The organism is Methylobacterium sp. (assembly GCF_019750675.1).
Classification (GTDB): Bacteria; Pseudomonadota; Alphaproteobacteria; order Rhizobiales; family Beijerinckiaceae; genus Methylobacterium.
The window spans coordinates 1-3,840 of record NZ_JAIEOF010000253.1; the positions used below are offsets into that span (position 1 = coordinate 1).

The following is a 3,840-nucleotide window of genomic DNA, read 5'->3' on the forward strand; positions in this document are numbered from 1 at the left end:
GGCTCCAGGCCGCCGCCCGGGCATGGTCCTGCGCGGCATCCCGGTCGCCCGCCAGCCCCGGCCGGCTCGCGACCTCCGAAACCTTGCCGGTCAGCCAGGCCGAGGTGATCCGTGCGCCTTCCTCCGCGGTGTAGAAGCGGACTTGCGCCCGCAGGCTCGCATCGATGGCCGCGATCCGCGAGGGCGTCGGTGCGAGGGCCTCGACTGTGAGGCCGAGCGTGCTCGGGAGGGCGACAGTGCCAACCCCCTGGATCTCCAGGACGAAGTCATCCGCAGGGGTGGTGACGTCAGCCATCAGAACCGCACCGAGATCGTGCCGGTGAAGCGCCGGGGCGCACCGGGATAGACCCGGAAGGCGTTGTTCGAGCTCTCGTAGTAGGTCGCGTCGAAGATGTTCTCGACGTTGAGGCCGAAGCGGATGTTCTCGTAGCGATAGTAGGCCAGGGCATCGACCGCGATGTAGGCCGGGAGCACGAAGCCGGAGCCCGCCGCGTCTCCGGCGCGTTCGCCGACGCCGCGCACGCCGCCGCCGAGGCCGAGGCCCTTCCAGGGGCCGGCCTGCATCTCGTGCACCGCGAGCAGGCTGCCCGAGTGGCGCGGGATGTTGACGAGCGGGGCGCCCACGGGGAGCACGTTGTCCTTCGTGACCACGGCGTCGGCGTAGACGTAGCCCGCCAGGATCTTGATCTCGGGTGTGATCTCGCCGGCGGCCGTGAGCTCGAAGCCCTGGCTGCGCACCCCGCCCGCCGCCAGGGAGAAGCCCGGGTTGTTGGGGTCGGCCGTGAGCACGTTCTGCCGCTCGATGCGGAAGGCCGCCGCCGTCAGGCCGAGCGCGCCGCCGAACAGGTCGAGCTTGGCGCCGACCTCGTAGCCGAGTCCGGTCTCGGGCTCGAACGGCACGGAGCGGGCCACCGCGAAGGCGTCGGGGCCGATATTGGGCCGGAAGCTGGTGCCTACGTTGGTATAGAGGGCGAGCTCCGGCAGGGGCTGGTAGACGAGGCCGGCACGTGGCGTGGCTGCCACCCGGGACTGGTCGACCTGGGTCGCCGTGGTGTGTTCGCGGAAGGACTGCTCGAAGAAATCGAAGCGCAAGCCGAGCAGGGCTTTCCACTCGGGACTGAGGGCGATCTGGTCCTGGGCGTAGAGGGCCGTGTTGGTGACCCGCTCCAGGTTATTGCGCCGGATGGTGAGCGGCGGCAGGGCCTGGCCGTAGCGCGGATCGTAGATGTCGAGGCTGTAGGGGCTCTGGCGGAAGTTCGAGCGGTCGTAGACCACGCGGCTGTCGGTGCTCTCGCGCTCGAAGCCGAGAAGCACGGTATGGCCGAGATCGCCGGTGGCGAAGCGTCCCACAACCTCGGCCTGGCCGATGGCGGTATCCCAGCGGTAATCGCGAAAATTCCGGTCGCGCAGGACGGTGCGATTGTCGGCAGCGAGGCCACGGACCTCCGCCGATTCCCCGACCAGCGAGCCGGTGTTGAAGTGGGTCGCCAGCCGCATCTGCCAGTCGGCGTCGAAGCGATGCTCGACCCGTACCTGCATCGTGTCCGAGCTCTGGTACGTGCTCTGCCCGGGCTCGCCGAGGAAGCGGGAGATCGGCAGGAATCCGAGCTGCTTGTTGATCGCGATCACGCCCCGGTCGAAGACGACGCGGTTGCGCAGGAACTCGGTCTCGACGGTGATCTTCGTGTCTGGCGTGATCTGCCAGCTCACCACGGGGGCGACGAGGAGCCGGTCGCCATCCACGAAATCGCGAAAGCTGTTCTGGCGGCCGCCCGCGACGTTGAAGCGGTAGAGCAGCGTGCCGTCCTCGTTGAGTGCGCCGCCGGCATCCACCGTGCCGCGGAACTGCTCGAACGAGCCCCAAAGGCCGCCCATCTCGACGAAGCGCTCGGCCGTCGGCTGCTTGGTGACGAAGTTGACGAGGCCGCCCGGGTCGCTGCGCCCGAACAGGCCGCCGCCGGGCCCCTTGAGCACCTCGATGCGCTCGACGTTCTGGGTATCGGGCGGCGGCGGCGAACCGCGGTTGATCGGGAAGCCGTTGCGGTAGAGCTCCGAGGTGGTCGTGCCGCGGATGGCGTAGCTGAACACCGTGAGGCCGCCGAAATTGTTCTGCTGGGCCACGCCGGGCGTGTAGTTGAAGACGCTGTCGACGCGGGTGGCGGCGAGATCGGTGATGACCTCGCGCGGCGCGACGGTGACGACCTGGGGCACGTCGCGCTGAGGGGTGTCGGTCTTGGTGCTGCTCACCGCGCGGTCGGCCCGGTAGCCCGGCGTCGGGCCGATCAGGCCTATTCCCGGCTTGGGGCCAGCACCAACGGCGACCGGGGCGCTCCCGCCGGCCCCCTCGACGGAGAGTTCCTCCAGCGTGACGGCCTCCTGCGCCCGGGCCTCCAAGGCGGGCGAACCCGTCGAGAGGATCGCGGCGAGGGCGCAACGCGATCCCCGGCGTCCGGCCCTCCAGCGGCGCTCGGTGGATGCGGGCGGGTTCAGGAGCAGGGCCGTCGCGGTGGACAGGCTCAAACGAGGGGACACCGGTGCGCTCAAGGTTGTCGAGCGACAGCCGAGCGGGTGCCCTCACGGGATCGGCGGCGTCAGCAACCAAGCCCGTTCCAGCGCTCCGCCGGGACACCCCGCCCGAGAGACGTGACTTCGCGCCAGGCAGGTCTCCTGGCTCGCGGGTCGTCGCCCTTGCCCGGCCTTCCCGGTGCCGGGCACCAGTGACCATGGATGGCAGGAACTCGCCGCTGACAGTTGCGGGGGCAGCTTCGGAAGCGCTCCTTCGAGCACCCCGAATTCCCTCTTAGCCCGCGAGCCGACGACCCGCAGGAACCTTGGCGGTCAGACATTCGCCGGGCGCTACCGCATAGTCAATCGCGGGGACGCGATTTTTTGCAACATTGTAACATTGCAGACGGGCGATCCTTGCGCCGGCGCTTTTTGGCAACGCCATCCTCGCGAGCGTGAGCGCAGGACGATGGCCGATCGACCGCTCGCTTGACCCGGCCATGAATGCGGCGATGCGCGGGTGGCTGCTTCGAGTGTGTCGATCGGCCGAGGCCGATGTCAGCTTCGGCATCGTCTTGGCCTTCACCGTTGATGCGGAGCCGCCGGTCCGAGCTTCGTACGATCGAGCCTGTTTTCCCCGCGAACGATCAGCCGTCCTCGCGCGCCGCGTCGAGTTCGGCTTCCGCCAGCCCTCGGGGTGTCAGGTATGGCAGGAACAGGCTCATCACCTGACGAGCGCCCCAGTCGACATGCGCGCGTGTGACCTCACCGATGCCACGGCGCGAGCGCAGATAATCGATCCAGTAGGTCGAGACGATCCAGGCATTGGTGACGAGCAGGTCGAGTCGGTCGCCCGGGATCGCCAGCAATCCCGCCCTCTGCATCTCTTCGATCGCCCGGCGGGTCAGTCCCTGTCCCGCGTCACTGACCTGCTTCAGGCGCGGCTTGAGCTCCGGAGCGAGCCGGAAGACCATCGCGCCGTCCCGGTAGAAGAAGCGCCATTCCCACATCGTTTGGAACCAGCCGGTGAGATAGGTGCGATACCGCGCGGGCTCGTCGTCGCTGGCCGCATAGGCTGTGGCGGCGCCATGCAGAGCCTGCGCAAACTCTGCGAACAGGGCTTCGAGCAACTGCTCCTTGCGCTGAAAATGGTAGTAGAGATTCCCCTCGTTGATCCCCACCGCCTCGGCGATCTCCGCCGTGGTGACGTTGCCGGGGCCGCGCTCGTTGAACAGCTCCCGCGCGGCGTCGAGGATGCGCGCCCGCGTCTTGGGCTTGGACGACGCCTTCGCACGGTCCCTCGGGTCCCGTCCTGCCATCGCCACATCCGCCCTC

Annotated in this window: 3 protein-coding genes and 1 riboswitch; all 3 genes read right to left on the bottom strand. The window is 68.7% G+C overall.

Features of this window, described 5'->3' with window-relative positions; genetic code table 11:
* The coding region (locus tag K2X24_RS13105; protein ID WP_292498785.1) for a hypothetical protein at positions 1–295 on the bottom strand (295 nt) is incomplete at its 3' end.
* Positions 295–2,418 carry a TonB-dependent siderophore receptor gene (locus K2X24_RS13110; protein ID WP_292498790.1) on the bottom strand — a complete coding sequence of 708 codons (2,124 nt, stop codon included), beginning with the start codon at positions 2,416–2,418 and terminating at the stop codon, positions 295–297. The genes K2X24_RS13105 and K2X24_RS13110, both read right to left, overlap by 1 nt.
* Before the next feature lie 221 nt (positions 2,419–2,639).
* A riboswitch (cobalamin riboswitch) is annotated at positions 2,640–2,849 on the bottom strand.
* Between the two features lie 303 nt (positions 2,850–3,152).
* Positions 3,153–3,840 (bottom strand): TetR/AcrR family transcriptional regulator (locus tag K2X24_RS13115; protein ID WP_292498787.1); only part of this gene is annotated, 688 nt, incomplete at its 5' end.